The following is a 17,553-nucleotide window of genomic DNA, read 5'->3' as shown; positions in this document are numbered from 1 at the left end:
GGCAACGAGTGTTGCACGATTTGCCGCCGATGGTGGCCGATCGGTCAGGCGGAGGGATCCGGTAGACGCCCGGAGAGTCGCTCGACACCGCGGAACAGCGCCGAATGGTCGAGCCCGCCGTCGCCGTTGGCGCGCGCCGACGCCATCAGCGAAGCCACCAACGAACCGACGGGAAGCACCACACCGGCATCGCGTGCCGCCGCGGCCATGTTGCCGAGGTCCTTGTGGTGCAGATCGATTCGACCGCCCGGTGTGAAGTCGCGGTCGAGCATGCGCCGTGCCTTGGTGTCGAGCACCGCCGACCCGGCCAGCCCTCCGCCCAGCACCCGAACGGCGGCCGCGGTGTCGACGTCCTGCGCTTCGAGCAAGACCAGTGCCTCGGCGAGGGCTTCGATGTTGGCGGCCACGATGAGCTGGTTGGCGGCCTTCACCATCTGCCCGCTGCCACTCGGTCCGACATGGGCGATCGTCGCGCCGACCGCCTCGAACACCGGCGCCGCCCGGTCGAATGCGTCCTCGGCACCGCCGACCATGATCGACAGCGTGCCCGCGATGGCGCCCTCCTCACCGCCGGATACCGGAGCGTCGAGGAAGGCGTGACCGACTGACGCGGCCCGCTCGGCCATCCGGATGGCGGCGTCCGGAGCGATGCTGGAGAAGTCGATGATGACGGTGTCCGGTGCGGCGTGCGCGAGCACCCCGTCGTCGGCGGTGAGCACCTGCTCGACGTCGGCGGCATCGGACACCATGAGCGCGACGATGTCGGCGCCGGACACGGCCTCGGCGATCGAGGCGGCCGTCGCTCCGCCGGCATCGGTGAGCGCCCGGGCGCGCGAGGGTGTGCGGTTGTAGCCGGTCACGGTGTGCCCGGCGCGGACCATGTTGATCGCCATCGGGCTGCCCATGATGCCCAGGCCGATGAATGTGATTGTCGCCATGGGTGATTCCTCCCTGGTGTCGGTGGTCATGCCGGGAAGTCCGATAGCCAGTCGAACCGATCGGCGCGGGTGGCCCGGTACTCCAGGCTGATCCACCCCCGATAGGACTGCGTGTCGAGGATGCGCACATACCGTGCCAGATCGAGGTTTCCGGTGCCCGGTTCGCCGCGTCCGGGTGCATCGGCGAGTTGGACGTGGCCGACGTGATCGGAATGGACCGAGAGCACCTCGTCGAGGTCGTCACCGTTGACCGCGAGGTGATAGAGGTCGGCGAGCAGCATCACGTTGTCGACGCCGTGCTCCCGGCGAACCCGATGGCAGACGGCGAGCGCGTCGACGGCGTGCAGCAGGGGATAGGCCGGTATGGCGCTGAGGGGTTCGACGAGGATCGTCGCACCGATCGCGGCCGCGGCGCGTGCGGCGATCGCGAGGTTCTCCGTCGCGAGCTCATTCTGCGTGGCCGCCTCGAGGCCGTCGATGCGATTGCCGTACAGGGCGTTGAAACCGACTGTGCCCAGCCGTTTCCCGATCTCCATGGCCACGTCGACGCTGTCGCGGAACTCACCGGAGCGCGTGGGGGAGGACAGTAGGCCTCGTTCACCGGCGGCGAGATCGCCGGCGGCGAGGTTCAGATGGGTCAGCCGGACGCCGGCATCCTCGACGGCTGTCACGAACGCCTCGACGTCGCGATCGGCGGGCACCGCGACGTCGAACGGCCACCAGAATTCGACGGCGTCGAAGCCGGCGTCGCGGGCGTGCCGTGGCCGGTGCAGCAGTGATGCCGCGGTGAACAGGATGGAGCAGTTGACCGTCAGGCGGCGCCGGTCCACGTGGTCAACCCGCCGTCGGCGACGCTGCGGGCAGCGGCCAATCCCGATGCGAAATATCTTGTGCCTCTGCACTATCGACATCCACTGTGCCGGGAGTGCGCGGTGCGGACCGTGCGTTCATGTGATCAGCGTACGGAGGTGCCGACTGTCGGTGCAGCAGGCAGGCGGACCCGCCCGACATCGCTCGCCCCGGGCGGGCACTGGATCTGCCATTCGGAGGATGGGCATCCGGGCGTCCGCAGCGGATAATCGTGCCCATGCCCGCCCGTCCCGCAGTTGTCGCGCCGCCGGACCCGATCCCGGCCGTCACCACCATCGACGAGGTGGTGGTGGCCCTCGACGGCATCATCGCCTGGGCCGGTCCGGCCGCGAGTCGGCTCGGCTACTTCGCGGCGCTGTACAAGCGCATCACCCTCGCCGTCGGCGTCGCGGTCGAGAACGGAATGTTCGACGACGGTCCGCGGATGGACCGCCTCGACGCCGCGTTCGCGTCCCGCTACCTCGACGCCCTCAACGGGCATTTTCACCCGCACCTGTTCCCCAAACCGAGCCGGTCGTGGCGCACCACCTTCGCGCACGCCACCGATCCCGAGCCGATCATCGTGCAGCACATGCTGTCCGGTATCGCCGCCCACATCGTGCTGGACCTGGGGATCGCGTCGGTGGAGGTCGCCGGTCGTGGTGGCCTGACCGATCTCGACCACGACTTCACGACGATCAACGCGGTCCTCGCCGGCCAGGTGAGCAGCATCGTGACCGACATCAACGAGCTCTCGCCGGCACTGGCCGAGATCTACGCGGTCCTGCAGCAGAACCAGATCTTCGCGATCAACGCTGCGATCAGGGAACTTCGGGACAGCGCATGGCGATTCGCGCATGTTCTCGCGTTCACCCCGGGATTCGCCCGCGCTCCGGTCATCCTTGCACGAGATTTCCAGGTGTCGGGAGAATGCGGGCTGGTCTTCGACCCTCCCGGGCTGGTGGGTGTCCTCGACATCGCCGTCACGCAGATCGCCGAGCGGGAAAGCCGCGACGTCGCACACAACATCGCGGTGCTCGACGAGTTGGCCGCCACGCCCGCGCCGATCACCACCGAACTCTGACCGGGGTGGCCGCTCGCCGTGGCGTAGAAGCGGCATAAGAGTCGTGGGCACTTGGGGATTCGGACATCGATGAGCGAGTCAGGCTCGGGGTTCCCGGCTGTCGCGACGTGGATTCCGTGGACGACACATAGGACCTTGTACCCTTCTGACGTGCAGTTATGCGCTCACGGTCGTACCGTTGACGTAAGCGAAACCAGCGCCGAGTTCGCCCCGCGGGTGATCCCTGCGGACGGATGACCCCGGTCGAGAGGGCGAGATCATGAGCACTGAGCGAGTCACCGATCCGACAATCCGCGACGGTCACACCGATCCCCGCCTGAGTGCATGGCATGGATTCCGGCTGGGGGATTGGTGCGACCGCATCGACGTCCGCGGCTTCATCCAGGACAACTACACACCGTACGACGGCGACTCCGCATTCCTGAGCGGGCCCACGGACCGCACCACCGCGATCTGGTCGCGGCTGTCGCAGATGTTCCCCGAGGAACGCCGCAAGGGCGTCTACGACGTCGACTTCGAGACACCCGCGGCGATCACCGCGCACGGACCGGGATACATCGACGAACCCAACGAGATCATCGTCGGATTGCAGACCGACGCACCACTGAAACGGGCGATCATGCCGTTCGGTGGCTGGCGGATGGTCGTCAAGGAACTCGACACCTACGGATACCCGGTCCCACCGGAGCTCGCCGAGATCTTCACGAAGTACCGAAAGACCCACAACGAGGCCGTCTTCGACGTCTATCCCCCCAATGTGCGGGCGGCACGCAGCTCCCACATCGTGACCGGCCTACCCGACGCCTACGGCCGCGGCCGGATCATCGGCGACTATCGACGGGTGGCGCTGTACGGGGTGGACGCGCTGATCGACGCCAAGAAGGTCGACCGCATCGACCTCGACATGGAGCCCTCGACCGAGGACGTGATCCGCGACCGTGAGGAGAACGCCGAGCAGATCAGGGCGCTCGGTGAGCTCAAGGAGATGGCGGCGTCCTACGGGTACGACATCTCCGGTCCGGCGACCACGGCCCGAGAGGCCGTGCAGTGGCTGTATTTTGGCTACCTCGCGGCGGTGAAGGAGCAGAACGGCGCCGCGATGTCGCTGGGCCGCACGTCGACGTTCGTCGACATCTACCTCGAACGTGACATCGCCGATGGCATCCTGACCGAGGAGTCGGCGCAGGAGATCATCGACGACTTCGTGATCAAGCTGCGGATCGTCCGGTTCCTCCGGACGCCGGACTACGACGCGTTGTTCTCCGGCGATCCGACCTGGGTCACCGAGAGCATCGGCGGTATCGGTGAGGACGGTCGCCCATTGGTCACCCGGACCTCGTTCCGTTACCTGCAGACCCTCTACAACCTCGGACCCGCGCCCGAACCGAATCTCACCGTGCTGTGGTCTCCGCGACTTCCTCAGGGATTCAAGGACTTCTGCGCCGAGGTATCCATCGACACCTCCGCCATCCAATATGAGTCCGACGAACTCCTCCGCGAATCGTGGGGTGACGACACCGCGATCGCGTGTTGCGTGTCGGCGATGGCGGTCGGTAAGCAGATGCAGTTCTTCGGTGCCCGCGTCAACCTCGCCAAGGCGCTGTTGTATGCGATCAATGGCGGTCGCGACGAGATCTCCGGCGCTCAGATCGCGCCGGCGAGTTCCCCGGCGGCCGGTGACGTCCTGGAATTCGACGCGGTGCTCGCCGCGTACGACCGCTTGCTGGACTGGCTTGCCGAGACTTACGTCGATGCGCTCAACTGCATTCACTACATGCATGACAAGTACGCCTACGAGCGCATCGAGATGGCCCTGCATGATCGGGTTGTGCTGCGCACCATGGCATGTGGGATCGCCGGCCTGTCGGTGGCGGCGGACTCGTTGTCGGCGATCAAGTATGCGACGGTCCGTCCGGTCCGTGACGAGACCGGCCTCGTCGTCGACTATCGCGTCAGTGGCGAGTTCCCCTGCTTCGGCAACGACGACGACCGCGTCGATGACATCGCGGTCGACCTGGTGCACCGGTTCATGACCAAGATCCGCGCCCAGCAGACCTATCGGCATGCCCGGCACACCCAGTCGGTGCTGACGATCACCTCGAATGTGGTGTACGGCAAGCACACCGGCAACACCCCCGACGGACGACGGCTCGGCGAACCATTCGCTCCCGGGGCCAACCCGATGAACGGACGGGATGTGCACGGGGTGATGGCGTCGGCGTTGTCGGTCGCCAAGATTCCGTATGCCGATGCGCAGGACGGTATCTCGCTCACCACATCGGTCGTCCCGTCGGGGCTGGGGCGTACCCGCGACGAGCAGGTGCACAATCTCGTCGGCATCCTCGACGCCTACAACGTGTCCCACGGATTCCACGTCAACATCAACGTGCTGAACCGCGAAACCCTCGAGGACGCGATGGAACACCCGGAGCGCTACCCGCAGTTGACGATCCGCGTATCCGGATATGCGGTCAACTTCGTGCGATTGAGCCGGGAACAGCAACTCGACGTGCTGTCGCGGACCTTCCACGCAGGTCTGTGACGGTGTCCGAGAGATTCGGTGGCGTCGGCATGCCGACCGTACCGCCGATGGAGATCGCCGATCTGGAGGTGGCGGCCAGCGAACGTCTCGTCGATCATGGGTCCGGAGCCGTGCACTCGTGGGACCTGGTGACCGCCGCGGACGGCCCGGGTACCCGTATGACGCTGTTCCTGTCGGGGTGTGGGATGCGGTGCCAGTACTGCCAGAACCCCGACACCTGGCGGATGAGGGACGGCGTTCGCCACACCGTCGACGAGGTGATGGAGCGGGTGATGCGCTATCGCACCGTCATGGACGTGACCGGCGGCGGCCTGACGATCTCCGGCGGTGAACCGCTGCTCCAGGCCCGATTCGTGGTGAACATCTTCTCCCGCTGCCACGAGGCCGGAATCCACACCGCCCTCGACACCAACGGCATGCTCGGGTCGCGCCTGGGCGACGACGACCTCGACACCGTCGACCTGTACCTGCTTGACATCAAATCCGGTCTCCCGGACACGTATCGGCGCGTCACCGGTCGGGAACTGGCCCCCACACTGACGTTCGCCCGACGGCTCTCCGACCGAGGAAAGCGCATGTGGATCCGCTTCGTCCTGGTACCCGGACTGACCGATGCCGTCGAGAACGTCGAGGCCGTCGCCGACATCGTCGCCGGTCTCGATGGTGTGGAGCGCGTCGAGGTGCTGCCGTTTCATCAGCTGGGCCGCGAGAAGTGGGCCGCGACCGGTGAGCCCTACCTGCTGGCCGACACACCCGTCCCGGATGCCGATCTCATCGCCCGGGTGCAGGGCCAGTTCGCCGCACGGGGACTCGTCGTCCGGTAGCGGGATTCAGCCGGTTGGGCCGGGTCACCTCCCGCCGCTGGTCGAGCCCGACGAAGCGAAGCTGAGGAGGTGTCGAGACCCGGTGCGGTGACGCTACAACCCACCCACCTCGTCGCGGCGATCCACCGCCCGCAGGTCGGAACGCGCTACCACCCGCAGGTCGGAACGCGCCTCCACCCGTTGGTCGAGCCCGACGAAGCGAAGCTGAGGAGGTGTCGAGACCCGGTGCGGTGACGCTGCAACCCACCCACCTCGTCGCGGCGATCCACCGCCCGCAGGTCGGAACGCGCTACCACCCGCTGGTCGGAACGCGCGCCTGCTCCCGTTGGTCGAGCCCGACGAAGCGAAGCTGAGGAGGTGTCGAGACCCGGTGAGATGACGCTGCAACCCACGCACCGCCACGGCCGATCCGCAGACGGTCCGCACGGGCGGGATGCGCGGCCGCACAGGTAGAGTGGGAAGGTCCGCGTTGATCGGAGCGCGTCGGACGAGGTCATCGGAGCTCCGGCAGCGAGAGCCATGTCCACGACCGCGCCGTACCTTCTTCTGTCCATCCGCGCGGAACCCGACGCGGCGGCCGACGAGTACAGTTCGGTGCTCCGGCTCGGCGAACTCGCCCCGTCCGAGTTACACGGAATCAATCTGACACAACGCCCTTTGGGGACAATCGATCTCGACGAATGGTCGGGGATCATCCTGGGCGGCGGCCCATACAACGTCAGCGATACGGTGGGGGACAAGACCACCACCCAACGACGCGTCGAGAGTGAACTCGTCGACCTTCTCGGGCGCATCGTCGACTCCGACTTCCCCTTTCTCGGTTGTTGTTACGGCGTGGGCGCCTTGGGTTCGGTGATCGGCGCGACGATCGATCGCAGCCACGGTGAACCGGTGGGGGCGACAACGGTGAGCCTGACCGCGGCCGGCCACGATGATCCGCTGTTCGCCGGGCTGCCCGACACTTTCGACGCCTACGGCGGACACAAGGAGGCGGCCTCGGCATTGCCCGAGTTCGCCGTCCACCTCGCCACGTCACCGGCCTGCCCGGTGCAGGCATTCCGGGTGGGCGCGAATGTGTATGCCACACAGTTTCATCCGGAGCTCGACGCGGACAGCCTGGCGACCCGCATCGACGTCTACCGCGACTTCGGGTACTTCGATCCGGAGTCGGCCGAGTCCTTGAAGGCCTCGGCGCGTGAGCATGATGCCCGGCATCCGGCGATGATCCTGCGCCGTTTTGTGCATCGTTACCGTCGTATGACGTCCGGGTGAGCACGATCCACGGAGAGCCGGGGACGTTGGCCTCTTCTCCGTCGGGACGTCGTGCGCGATCATAGGGTGATGACGTCATCGGTACTCGTCGCGTACGCCAGCGCGGACGGGTCGACCGCCGAAGTGGCCGAACGTCTCGGTGAGCACCTGAGCGAGTCGGCCATGTCGGTGAGCGTCGCATCGGTCGCCGATCGCCCCGACACGTCGTCGTTCGATGTCGTGGTCGCGGGTAGCGCCATTCACAATGGTGACTTCTTACCGGAGTTCGCCGCCTTCGTCGATGAGAACGAGCAGGACCTGCGTCAACGACCGGTGTGGCTCTTCTCGCTGGGGATGGGACCGACGTTGCGCGGACCGATCGGCGCGATCTTCCGTACCAAGGTGCCACCGGCGATCGCAGCTCTGCGGGACCGGATCGACGCGGTCGAGTACCACCCGTTCGCGGGAAGTTTCGGCCGCCCACCCGAACGTCGGTTCCGAATGGTGATGTGGGCCATGGGTGCTCGTCCGGGGGATCACCGCGACTGGGATGACGTCGAGAAGTGGGCCGCCACGATCGCGGCACATCCGGTGTCGCCGACTCGGCGGTGACCCGAACTCCCTGGGCGACTCGTCGGATCAGAGGTTCGTCCGGTTTACGTCGTTTTTACTGTTCGGGAATCATCGCGAGACGAACACTGCCCTAAGGTCAGATCTGCGTACACCGTCGGTACGCCTTGAACACTGATGTGAAACCTTATCGTTCAGCGGAGGTCTGCCTTGCCACCGGAAGTCGATGATGCTTTGACGACGATGACGTCGGTCAACAATGAATTTTTCTACTGGGTCTCGATCGCGTTGATGATGTTCATCCACGCAGGATTTCTCGCCTATGAGGTCGGCGCGTCGCGCTCGAAGAACGTACTGGCCACCGCCATGAAGAACCTGCTGGCCTTCGCGACGATCGTCGCATCGTTCTTCTTCGTCGGTTGGTTCCTCTACAACGCCATGCCCAGCGGCTTCATCGAGTTCAACGATGCCGCCAAGGCCGCGTTGCCGTGGAGCGACAACATGGGCCCCAACGTGCAGGACTCGTCGAGCGGCATCTTCTGGGGAGCGTTCGCACTGTTCGCCGCCACCACCGGATCGATCATGTCCGGTGCCGTCCTCGAACGCATCCGCACCAGCGGTTTCCTGATCCTGACCGTCATGGTCGGTTCGGTCGTGTGGATCATCGGTGCTGCCTGGGGTTGGCACGGTGCGGGATGGATGCTCACCAAGATGGGTTTCCACGACGTGGGTGCCGCGGGATGCGTGCACACCATCGCCGGTTTCGCCGCGCTGGGTATCCTCATCAACCTCGGGCCACGCGTGGGCCGTTTCCGGGAGGACGGCACCGCCGTCACCATCCGGCCCCACAACCTACCGCTCACCATGGTCGGGTTGATGCTGATCTTCGCCGGCTTCTTCGGCTTCCTGATGGGCTGCGTGATCTACGGTCCCGGTGGCTACGCGACGATCTACGGCAGCCCGACCACGTTGTCCGCCTTCGCTTTCAACACGCTGATGGGATTGGCGGGCGGAATCATCGGCGCCTATATCGCCTCCCGCGGTGAACCGTTCTGGACCATCTCCGGTGGACTGGCCGGCGTGATCGGAGTGGCCTCGGGAATGGACCTCTATCACCCGGCACTGGCCTTCATCCTCGCGCTCGCTGCCGGAGCGCTGGTGCCCTACATCGGAAAGTTGCTGGAGCGCTTCAAGATCGACGACGTCGTCGGTGCTGTCGCCGTGCACGGTGGTATCGGTCTCTACTCGGTGGTCATGGCCGGCGTCTTCCTGGCCGGCTACCCGAACACGGATGGGAATCCGAGTATTTCGCTGTGGGGGCAGCTGGTCGGCGGTCTCGTGTTCGTGGCGATGGGATTCATTCCGGCATATCTGGTGTCTCTCGGACTCAAGAAGGTCGGTCTGCTGCGCATCCCGCCGGAGGTCGAGGAGCACGGACTGGACTTGGCAGAGGTCCCGGCAACGCCCTATCCGGAAGGCATACCGGTGACCGCGATGCGCACGGAGACAACGGTACTGGTGATCGAGGAGGCGAACTGACATGTTCAATCCGATTGATTCCTACGACGACGCCGATGTGGTGTACACCTTCGGTGGCAACTCGGTGGGCGTCTGGGTGGTGTTCATCCTCGCGGTGGTGCTGTTCGTCGCCTTCTTCGTCAAGATGATCCGGCACGAGAACCACGCCTACAAGTCGATGATCGAGCACACGCCGATTGAGAAAGGCCCGGCCGCCGAGGGAGAACCGCCGGTGTACTAAAGCGCTGTCAACGCAAGCGAGGGCGCTGTGAACGCAAGCGAGGGCGCTGTCAACGTAGCCGAGGGCGCTGTCAACTCCGATCGGGTTGACAGCGCCCTCAATGTCGTTGACAGCGCCCGGAATTACGTTGGCAGCGCTCAGGCGATACCGCCGACGACGAGATACTCGGCGGTGGCGGTGCCGCCGGCAGTGGTCGCGACCGCCATCACGATGGCTCCGTAGGGGTCGCGCCACTGGGAGTGGCGACGTTCGAGTTCGGTTGTCGGTATCTCGGCGGTCGCCGTGAAGTCGCGCCCGCCGCGGTACGGTGACACGGCCTCACCGTCGACGAATACCTGGAGCAATGCGGCGTCGGTGGTCCCGGACACCTCGATCGTGGTGACGTCGCCCGCGATACGTGCGTCCGCGTGCACCGACAGGGTCGGCGTCGGGCCGCCGGTGGAAGGGGCGGGCCGACGAAGTCCCGGCAGTTCCGGCGTCGACGACGGTGCTACGCGTCGGCGCGACACCTGTTCATAGGCCCAGCCGTACGCCAGCAGGGTGTTGTCGCTGTAGGCCCGACCCGCGAAGGTCAGGTTGACCGGCATGCCGATGTCGGCCATCGTCCCCATCGTGACGTTCACCGTCGGGATGCCGTAGTGCCGAATCATGGTGTTGCCGGTGGACACCCACACACCGTTGGCCATCGCCCGCGCGTGCGAGTCCGGGTTGGTGTCCGCGTCGGCCGCGCCCACATCGAGCGCCGACGGAAACACCAGCGCGTCGAGACCGAGGTCATCGAGCCACTCCTCGAGGTCGATGCGGCGCAACTCCTCGAGACCGCGCACGCCGTCGGCGAGGCCGGGGATCTCCTCGAGTGGGGTGATGCCACGGGCCGCGCGGGCCGGGTACTCGCCGATGTCCAGGTTGTAGCGGGCGTAATAGCCGCCGAGTTCGTCGGGGATGGCGCCGTCGGGGAGAGGGAAGATCAGGTCCCCGTCCACCTCGGCCAGCCGATCGAGGGAGTCGTCGCCGGTGGCCTGCAGAAAGTCGTTCCACGACCAGGTGGTCAGATCCCACATCTCCGCGTCGAAGAAACCGTCCGGCAGAATGCCGCGGGCGTATCCGTCGCGGGCACTCGGCCGGTCGAGTTCGTAGTTGGTCAGAGCCGGGAAGTCGACCTCGATCACCGTTGCGCCGGCCGCCTCCAGATCGGCCCGCGCCCGCTCCCATAGCGCGATGACCGATGGCCGCGGCGTGATCGGCCAACCGGCCTCATCGTCATCGCCCAGCAGGATGCGTGGAACACCGAACTGCCTGCCCCGCAGGGACTCTGGATCGCGGAGGTCGAGATAGGAGGGTGGCCGCACCTCGGATGCGGCCGGCAACGTCACCCATGGTTGGGTGCGCCAGAAGTCGCCGCGGGTCTGCGGATCGTCGACCACCAGGACATCGAGGAGCGCCAGAAGGTCGTCCATGGTGCGGGTCTGGGGGACCACGACGTCCATGGTGGGTGTCAGTGGCCAGTTGCCGCGCACCGAGATCACGCCACGTGACGGGGTATAGGCGACGAGCGCATTGTTCGACGCCGGTGAGCGCCCACTCGACCAGGTTTCCTCACCCAACCCGAATGCCGCCATGCTCGCCGCCGTCGACACCCCGGACCCGTTGGACGAACCGGACAGATACGCGGCCGCGAGAAAGCCTGGGTTGTAAGGGCTTTCGGCACGACCGTAGACCCCCCGCTGCATGCCGCCATTGGCCATCGGGGGCATGTTGGTCAACCCCATACAGATCGCGCCGGCACGGCGGAGCTGTTCGACGGCAAAGGCATCCGATCCGGCGAGAAGATGCTCGAATGCGGGTGAGCCGGACGCGACGGGTAGCCCGGTCACCCGGTAGCTGTCCTTGGCGGTGTAGGGAATCCCGTCGAGGGGGCCGCGGGACTCGCCGCGCGCCCGGCGCTCATCGCTCGCGCGTGCCTCGGCGAACATCTCGGGGTTGAGGACGGGTACGGCGTTCAGGGTCGGTCCGTGCCGGTCATACCGTGCGATTCGATTGAGGTATCCGGCGACGAGTTCGACGCTGGTCACGGTACCGTCGGCCAGGGCCGCGCCCAGTTCGGCGACCGTCGCCTCGACCAGCGGTGGTGTCGAGATGTCGCCGGCGGTCGGGATGGCCGTGCTCATCGGGTGGTCCCGACGGCCGGTTGCTGCTGGGTGATGCAGTGGATGCCACCGCCCCTGGCGAGGATCTCGCGGGCGTCGATGGTGACGACGCGGCGACCGGGATACGCCGAGGCGAGGATCTCGACGGCATGCGCGTCGGCCGCCGGTTCGCCGTAGCCGCATGCGATCACGCCGTCGTTGACCACGAGGTGGTTGATGTAGCTGTAGTCGACGAAGCCGTCCGCGTCCCGAATGACCTCCGGTGCGGGCAGATCGACGATGGTCCACGGGCGTCCGGCGGCGTCGGTCGTGCCCGCCAGGAACTCACGCAGATCGAGCATCACCTGATGGTCGGGGTGCTCGGGGTTGTTCTGCTGGTGCAGGAGCAGCGTGCCGGGGGAGGCGATGGTGGCGACCATGTCGATGTGTCCGCGGGTACCGAACCGCTCGTAGTCGCGAGTCAGTCCCCGCGGCAGCCAGATGACCTTTCGCGCCCCGATGGTGCGCTCGAGTTCGGCCTCGATCGTTTCTTTTGTGGCATAAGGGTTTCGGTGCGGATCGAGCTGGACGGTCTCGGTGACGAGTACGGTGCCCTCACCGTCGACGTGAATGGCGCCGCCCTCCTGGACGAGCATCGAGCTGATCACCGGTACGTCTGCCGCCGCGGCGACGAGCCGACCGATCCGACGATCGTTGTCCCACTGGGCCCAGTCCTGCGCGCCCCAGCCGTTGAAGGTCCAGTCCACGGCGGCGAGCCGGCCGGTGACGTCGTCGGTGACGAACGTCGGGCCGATGTCGCGCATCCAGGCATCGTCGAGAGGTGCTTCGATGATCTCGACGGTGTTGCTGAGCATCGCGCGGGCGCGGGTCATCTCGGTCGGGTCGACGACCATGCTCACCGGCTCGAAATCGGCAACGGTGTTGGCAACGAGACTCCAAGCCGCATAGGCGGTCTCGGCCTCTGATGCGCTCTCGGTCAGGGTGGTGTTGGTTCTCGGGAACGCCATCCACACGCGCTCGTGCCGAGCAGTCTCGGCGGGCATGGTCCACGACATCGGTGAAGCCTCTCAGTATTGATCGAGTGGTCAATAACTACGAGGGTAGGTCGCCGGGAGGTGGGCGTCAAGGGGTCCGACGAAATTATTGGCCAGGAGGTCAATAGCTGTTGACTCGGCGACCAACAGCGTCGATGATCGCTGCATGGTTCAGGTATCACGTGGTGTGCGTCCCCGGGCCGCGCGCAAGTCGCCGGCCGAGCGAGCGGCCGAGATACGTTCTTCCGCAGGAGATCTGGCCCGGACATCGGGCCTGTCCGCGCTGACGTTGCGTTCGGTTGCCGCGCGCGTCGGTGTTGCACCGGCTCTGGTCGCGCATTACGAGCCGAACATGGACGAACTCGTGGCGTCCACCTTCACGGCGATCACCACCGCCGAGGTCGGCGAGATCGTGGAGATCATCGGGGAGGGCGCGACCGCCACCGAGAAACTGCGGCTGCTCATCGCAACGTTGCTGGAACCCTCGCGCGACGAGGTCACCGCGGTCTGGGCCGACGCCTTCAGTCTCGGGCGGATCAACGAGGCTTTGGCGGCGGCGGTGCGTGCGGTGATGGACTCCTGGCAGGCGCTGGTGGTGGGCATCATTGAGGAAGGAACCGCCGCCGGTGAATTCACCACCGACGAACCCGGCGATGTCGCCTGGCAGTTCCTGGGAATGATCGACGGCGTCAATGCGCACGCCCTCGTGCACTACGCCGGTGCACCCGACCGGGGCAGGCTGGTTCGTCGTGCCATGGAGCACGAACTCGGACTGGGGCGCGGCGCTCTGGGCGGCGACGAACCGACGCACCCCACCGACATCGTGTGACACGGCACGGATCTGCACCCGCCGGGTGGATAATCGTCGTGGCGGCCTTGGTTCGCGCAACGGTGGTACGTGGGGCGTCACGCACCTGAGGAGGTCGATGATGACCCGACGGCGATATCGGGATCGGGAGCAGGCCGGGCGTGCGCTCGCCGATCACTGTGGCTCACTTCGTGATCGATCGGTCGTGGTCCTGGCGCTACCGCGCGGCGGGGTTCCGGTGGCCGTGCCGGTGGCGAAGTATCTTCATGCTCCGCTGGATGTGTACATCGTGCGGAAGCTCGGGGTGCCCGGTCAGCCGGAACTGGCCGCGGGTGCGATCAGCAGTGATGGGGTGGTGGTCACCAACGACGACATCATCCGGGCCACCGGCACGTCGTCGGAGGATCTGCAGCGCGTCATCGATACCGAACGCGCCGAACTGCAACGGCGTGCCACCGCCTACCGCGGCAGCCGACCCGCCGTCGACGTCCGCGGGAGGACCGTGGTGGTGGTCGACGACGGCATCGCCACCGGAGCGACGGCGCGGGCGGCCGTCGGTGCGCTCCGAAGATCCGGCGCAGCGGATGTGGTGATCGCAGTGCCCGTGGCCCCGCCCGACGCGGTGGCCCGCCTCACCGAGGTGGCCGAGGTCATCTGCCCGCTGCTGCCGCGGGACTTCCACGGCGTCGGGGGTGCCTACGATCATTTCGAGCAGCTCTCCGACCAACAGGTGCGGACGTCCTTGGCTCAGGCCGCGCAGGCCTGAGCGACCGCCCGAGGATCCCGGTGACGACCGCGCGCGGCTCGTGTCGAAAGTGATCAGATCAGATTCGGACATGACGGTTGTCCTCGTCTTCGCGCGGGTATCGGTCGGATGTGACGGGGCTACCGTACGTGCGCAGACGGCCACAATCGACGATTGTCGGGAATGGTCATCGAATCGTAAAAAATGAAGGTAGAGAGTCGCTTTTGCGAACAAGAAGGAACGGCGCCGATGGCTCGACGAGGAGTGAGAGAACCGCGGATCTCCGGGGCACTGTGGCAGACGGGCGTGGCCGGGTAGGCTAAGTGGAGTCCACACCTCCGGTAGCCGCGGCGGATGGCCGCAATCGACGGAATCCGACGTGGCACCGAGCCACCTCGACGCAAGCGAGTCGTGAATGTCCTCTCCCACATCGCCGCAGAACCCAGCACCTGAGAACTCGCCATACCAGAACTCCGTGCCCCCGGCCGAACCCGACCCCCGGCGCTGGAAAGCGTTGGTCTTCATCTGCATCGCGCAGTTGATGGTCGTGCTCGACGGCACCGTCGTCCAGATCGCGTTGCCCGATGCCAAGGTCGATCTCGGTATCAGCACGGCCAATCAACAGTGGGTGATCACCGCCTACGCCCTGGCATTCGGAGGTTTGTTGCTCTTCGGTGGTCGCATCGCCGATCTGTGGGGGCGCCGCCGGGCGCTGATGGTCGGCCTGGTCGGATTCGCCGCCGCCTCCGCACTCGGAGGGGCCGCGGTGAACGAGGCCATGCTGTTCGGTGCGCGGGCGTTGCAGGGCGCGTTCGGCGCGCTGCTGGCCCCCGCTGCACTGTCGTTGCTGACGGTGATGTTCACGTCGCCGAAGGAGCGGGCGCGAGCGTTCGGCATTTTCGGCGCCATCGCCGGCGGCGGCGCCGCCATCGGGCTGTTGCTTGGTGGGCTGCTGACCCAGGTCTTCGATTGGCGCTGGACCATGTACATCAACGTGGTGTTCGCCGCGATCGCGCTGTTCGGTGCCATCGTGGAAATCAAGGAACCGGCCCGTGCCCACGACCACGCCCCGGGACTCGACATTCTCGGTGTGATTCTCGGCGGAACCGGTCTCGCACTGGTGGTGTACGGATTCAGCCGAGCCGCCGAAGAGGGCTGGGGCGACACCGGCACGATCATCTGCCTGGTCGCGGCCGTCGTCCTGCTGGTGGCCTTTGTGGCCTGGCAGGCACGCAGTCCGCATCCGCTCCTGCCGTTGCGGGTTGTCGCCGACCGCGCCCGCGGTGGCGCCTACCTCAGCGTTGGACTGGCGACGATCGCGATGTTCGGCTCATTCCTGTTTCTCACGCTCTATATGCAAGTGGTGCACCACTATTCACCACTGAGCGCGGGCGTGGCCTTCCTCCCGATGGTATTCGGGATGCTGCTGGGCTCCACCCAGATCGCGGCCCGGCTGATCACCCGGGTACCCCCGCGATTCCTCATCGTCCCCGGTGCACTCCTCGCCTCCTGCGGCATGCTGCTGCTCAGTCAGATCTCGGCCGAGTCGACGCGCTACTGGACCGTGGTGTTCCCGGCGTTGTTGGTCCTCGGCATGGGGATGGGCACGGTCTTCATGACGTCGATCAACCTCGCCACCTACGGCGTCGAACCGCGTGACGCGGGCGTGGCTTCGGCGATGGTCAACACCTCGCAGCAGGTCGGCGGTGCCATCGGTACCGCACTGTTGAACACCATCGCCGCCACCGCCGCCGCCTCGTACGTGACCGGCCACCTGTCGTCGATTCACGGTCCCGCAGACATGGCGACCGTGCAAGCACAGGCAATGGTCCACGGGCAGAGTACGGGCTTCTACGTGGCCGCGGCGATCCTGGCCTCCGTCGCGGTGGTCGCGGGTGTGCTCATCAACGTGCGGTGGCCGATCGGAGAAGCGCACGGGCCTGCGACCGAGGTCGCCCTCGACGGCGCCGCGGGTATGTAGTGCACCGTGAGTGGCGTCAGCCGGGGTCCCGGACGACGAGAGGTGACGAGGCGCCCCGGGGCGGTGCGACTGCGCTTCTGCGACGCGGCGTGATCGACCCGGGTCGGCGTCGAATGTCCGGCCCGCCCAGGTGACTTGCGGTTGGGCTCTGCCCCGAACCGGTCATCACTGACATTCAGCAACGGCTCCGAGACGGCGTGTCTTCTCGCGAAAGATCCGGCGCACCATCGCGAAGCCGGCACCCCAGCTGGATCGACAGCATGACAAAGAGCAGCCCGGGCCGACGGTGACGGTGAGCGAGCTGACAGATCGCCTTAGCCGGCTCGGGAGGGGGTTTGTGCGCCGGCGGTGTCGGCCGGGATAGTTGTCGAATGCGATTCTCCGTCCACCATGTGGCGATCAGTGTGGCGTCGATCGAGAGGTCGACTCGGTTCTACGCACAGTTCGGCTTCCGGGAGGTGCTGCGGTACGACGCTCCCGACGCATCCATGTCGGTCTCCCACCTGCGCCTCGACGGGGTGATTCTCGAGTTGTTCACCTTCGCCGCATCGCAACCGCTGCCGCAAGCGGCCCGCGAACTGATCACCGATCTCCCCGAGATCGGAGTGAAGCACTTTGGTCTGCAAGTGGATTCCGTCGACGAATGCCTACGCGACTTCACCGAGCGCGGTCTGTGTCCGGCCTCGACCACCATCACCGAGGGGCGCACCGGCGTGCGGTACTTCTTCATCACCGACCCAGACGGGATACTCGTGGAGTTCCTTCAAGACGACCGCGTCCTCGACTGAACTGTTGCCGCACTGGGTGATCGATGGTCCGGCGGGTGATTCACGATCGCCAGGGCGCACGCTGGATTTGTAGGAACGGAATTCGTCCTCACATCGCGGCGAAGGTGACGAACTCCGAGGTACAGACCGGAGTGAAGCCGGCTGGATGGGAGGGCGGGTGACGGTACCGGGGGCGTCGGGGTCGGTGGTGGTCATGATGGCGTCCTCTCGGCTTGGCGATCCCGTTACGACAC

The 17,553-nt window shown here is 66.2% G+C and carries 15 protein-coding genes; 11 read left to right on the top strand and 4 right to left on the bottom strand.

What is annotated here, in order from left to right; all coding sequences use genetic code 11:
* Positions 1-44: 44 nt before the first annotated feature.
* Both ABLE92_RS06760 and ABLE92_RS06755 read right to left on the bottom strand, forming a co-directional pair.
* On the bottom strand, positions 45-938 hold the full coding sequence (locus tag ABLE92_RS06760; protein WP_348803989.1) for an NAD(P)-dependent oxidoreductase: 894 nt from the start codon (positions 936-938) through the stop codon (positions 45-47).
* Positions 939-964: 26 nt separating this feature from the next.
* Entirely contained in the window at positions 965-1,768 is an 804-nt protein-coding gene (locus ABLE92_RS06755; RefSeq protein ID WP_348803988.1) for a hydroxypyruvate isomerase family protein, read from the bottom strand.
* Between the two features lie 257 nt (positions 1,769-2,025).
* Here ABLE92_RS06755 and ABLE92_RS06750 point away from each other — a divergent pair, with 257 nt between their 5' ends.
* The 7 genes from ABLE92_RS06750 (at position 2,026) to ABLE92_RS06720 (ending at position 9,817) form a co-directional block, all read left to right on the top strand.
* Complete coding sequence (locus ABLE92_RS06750; RefSeq protein ID WP_348803987.1) at positions 2,026-2,871, top strand: DUF5995 family protein; 846 nt, start codon at positions 2,026-2,028, stop codon at positions 2,869-2,871.
* 259 nt (positions 2,872-3,130) lie between these two features.
* Entirely contained in the window at positions 3,131-5,413 is a 2,283-nt protein-coding gene (pflB, locus tag ABLE92_RS06745) for a formate C-acetyltransferase (protein ID WP_348803986.1), read from the top strand.
* A gap of 29 nt (positions 5,414-5,442) precedes the next feature.
* Positions 5,443-6,237, top strand: a complete 795-nt coding sequence (gene pflA / locus ABLE92_RS06740) for a pyruvate formate-lyase-activating protein (protein ID WP_425476137.1) — start codon at positions 5,443-5,445, stop codon at positions 6,235-6,237.
* A 519-nt stretch (positions 6,238-6,756) separates the two neighbouring features.
* Complete coding sequence (locus tag ABLE92_RS06735) at positions 6,757-7,509, top strand: glutamine amidotransferase (protein WP_348803985.1); 753 nt, start codon at positions 6,757-6,759, stop codon at positions 7,507-7,509.
* Positions 7,510-7,578: 69 nt separating this feature from the next.
* Positions 7,579-8,100, top strand: coding sequence for a flavodoxin domain-containing protein (locus ABLE92_RS06730; protein WP_348803984.1), 522 nt, complete (start codon positions 7,579-7,581; stop codon positions 8,098-8,100).
* Positions 8,101-8,268: 168 nt separating this feature from the next.
* Positions 8,269-9,597 (top strand): ammonium transporter, encoded by a 1,329-nt coding sequence (locus ABLE92_RS06725; RefSeq protein WP_348803983.1) that lies wholly within the window; start codon positions 8,269-8,271, stop codon positions 9,595-9,597.
* A gap of 1 nt (position 9,598) precedes the next feature.
* Entirely contained in the window at positions 9,599-9,817 is a 219-nt protein-coding gene (locus ABLE92_RS06720; protein ID WP_348803982.1) for a hypothetical protein, read from the top strand.
* Positions 9,818-9,954: 137 nt separating this feature from the next.
* On the opposite strand, the gene ABLE92_RS06715 is transcribed toward ABLE92_RS06720, so the two are convergent.
* Both ABLE92_RS06715 and ABLE92_RS06710 read right to left on the bottom strand, forming a co-directional pair.
* Positions 9,955-11,985, bottom strand: a complete 2,031-nt coding sequence (locus tag ABLE92_RS06715) for an amidase (protein WP_348803981.1) — start codon at positions 11,983-11,985, stop codon at positions 9,955-9,957.
* Positions 11,982-13,019: an agmatine deiminase family protein gene (locus tag ABLE92_RS06710; RefSeq protein ID WP_348803980.1), complete on the bottom strand. Its 1,038-nt coding sequence runs from the start codon at positions 13,017-13,019 to the stop codon at positions 11,982-11,984. Before ABLE92_RS06710 ends, ABLE92_RS06715 begins: the two co-directional genes overlap by 4 nt.
* Before the next feature lie 145 nt (positions 13,020-13,164).
* Between ABLE92_RS06710 and ABLE92_RS06705 the strand changes: the two genes are divergently transcribed.
* From ABLE92_RS06705 to ABLE92_RS06690, 4 genes are all read left to right on the top strand, one after another.
* Positions 13,165-13,827, top strand: coding sequence for a TetR/AcrR family transcriptional regulator (locus tag ABLE92_RS06705; protein ID WP_348803979.1), 663 nt, complete (start codon positions 13,165-13,167; stop codon positions 13,825-13,827).
* A 100-nt stretch (positions 13,828-13,927) separates the two neighbouring features.
* On the top strand, positions 13,928-14,572 hold the full coding sequence (locus ABLE92_RS06700) for a phosphoribosyltransferase (RefSeq protein WP_449744020.1): 645 nt from the start codon (positions 13,928-13,930) through the stop codon (positions 14,570-14,572).
* 394 nt (positions 14,573-14,966) lie between these two features.
* A complete protein-coding gene (locus tag ABLE92_RS06695; protein WP_348803976.1) occupies positions 14,967-16,532 on the top strand; it encodes an MFS transporter in 1,566 nt (521 codons plus the stop codon).
* A gap of 371 nt (positions 16,533-16,903) precedes the next feature.
* Complete coding sequence (locus ABLE92_RS06690; protein WP_348803975.1) at positions 16,904-17,320, top strand: VOC family protein; 417 nt, start codon at positions 16,904-16,906, stop codon at positions 17,318-17,320.
* The last annotated feature ends 233 nt before the right edge of the window (positions 17,321-17,553 follow it).

The organism is Gordonia oleivorans, from assembly GCF_040044975.1.
GTDB lineage: Bacteria > Actinomycetota > Actinomycetes > Mycobacteriales > Mycobacteriaceae > Gordonia > Gordonia oleivorans.
Note: the sequence above shows the minus strand (reverse complement) of the source record. Positions and strands in the feature narration are given on the sequence as shown.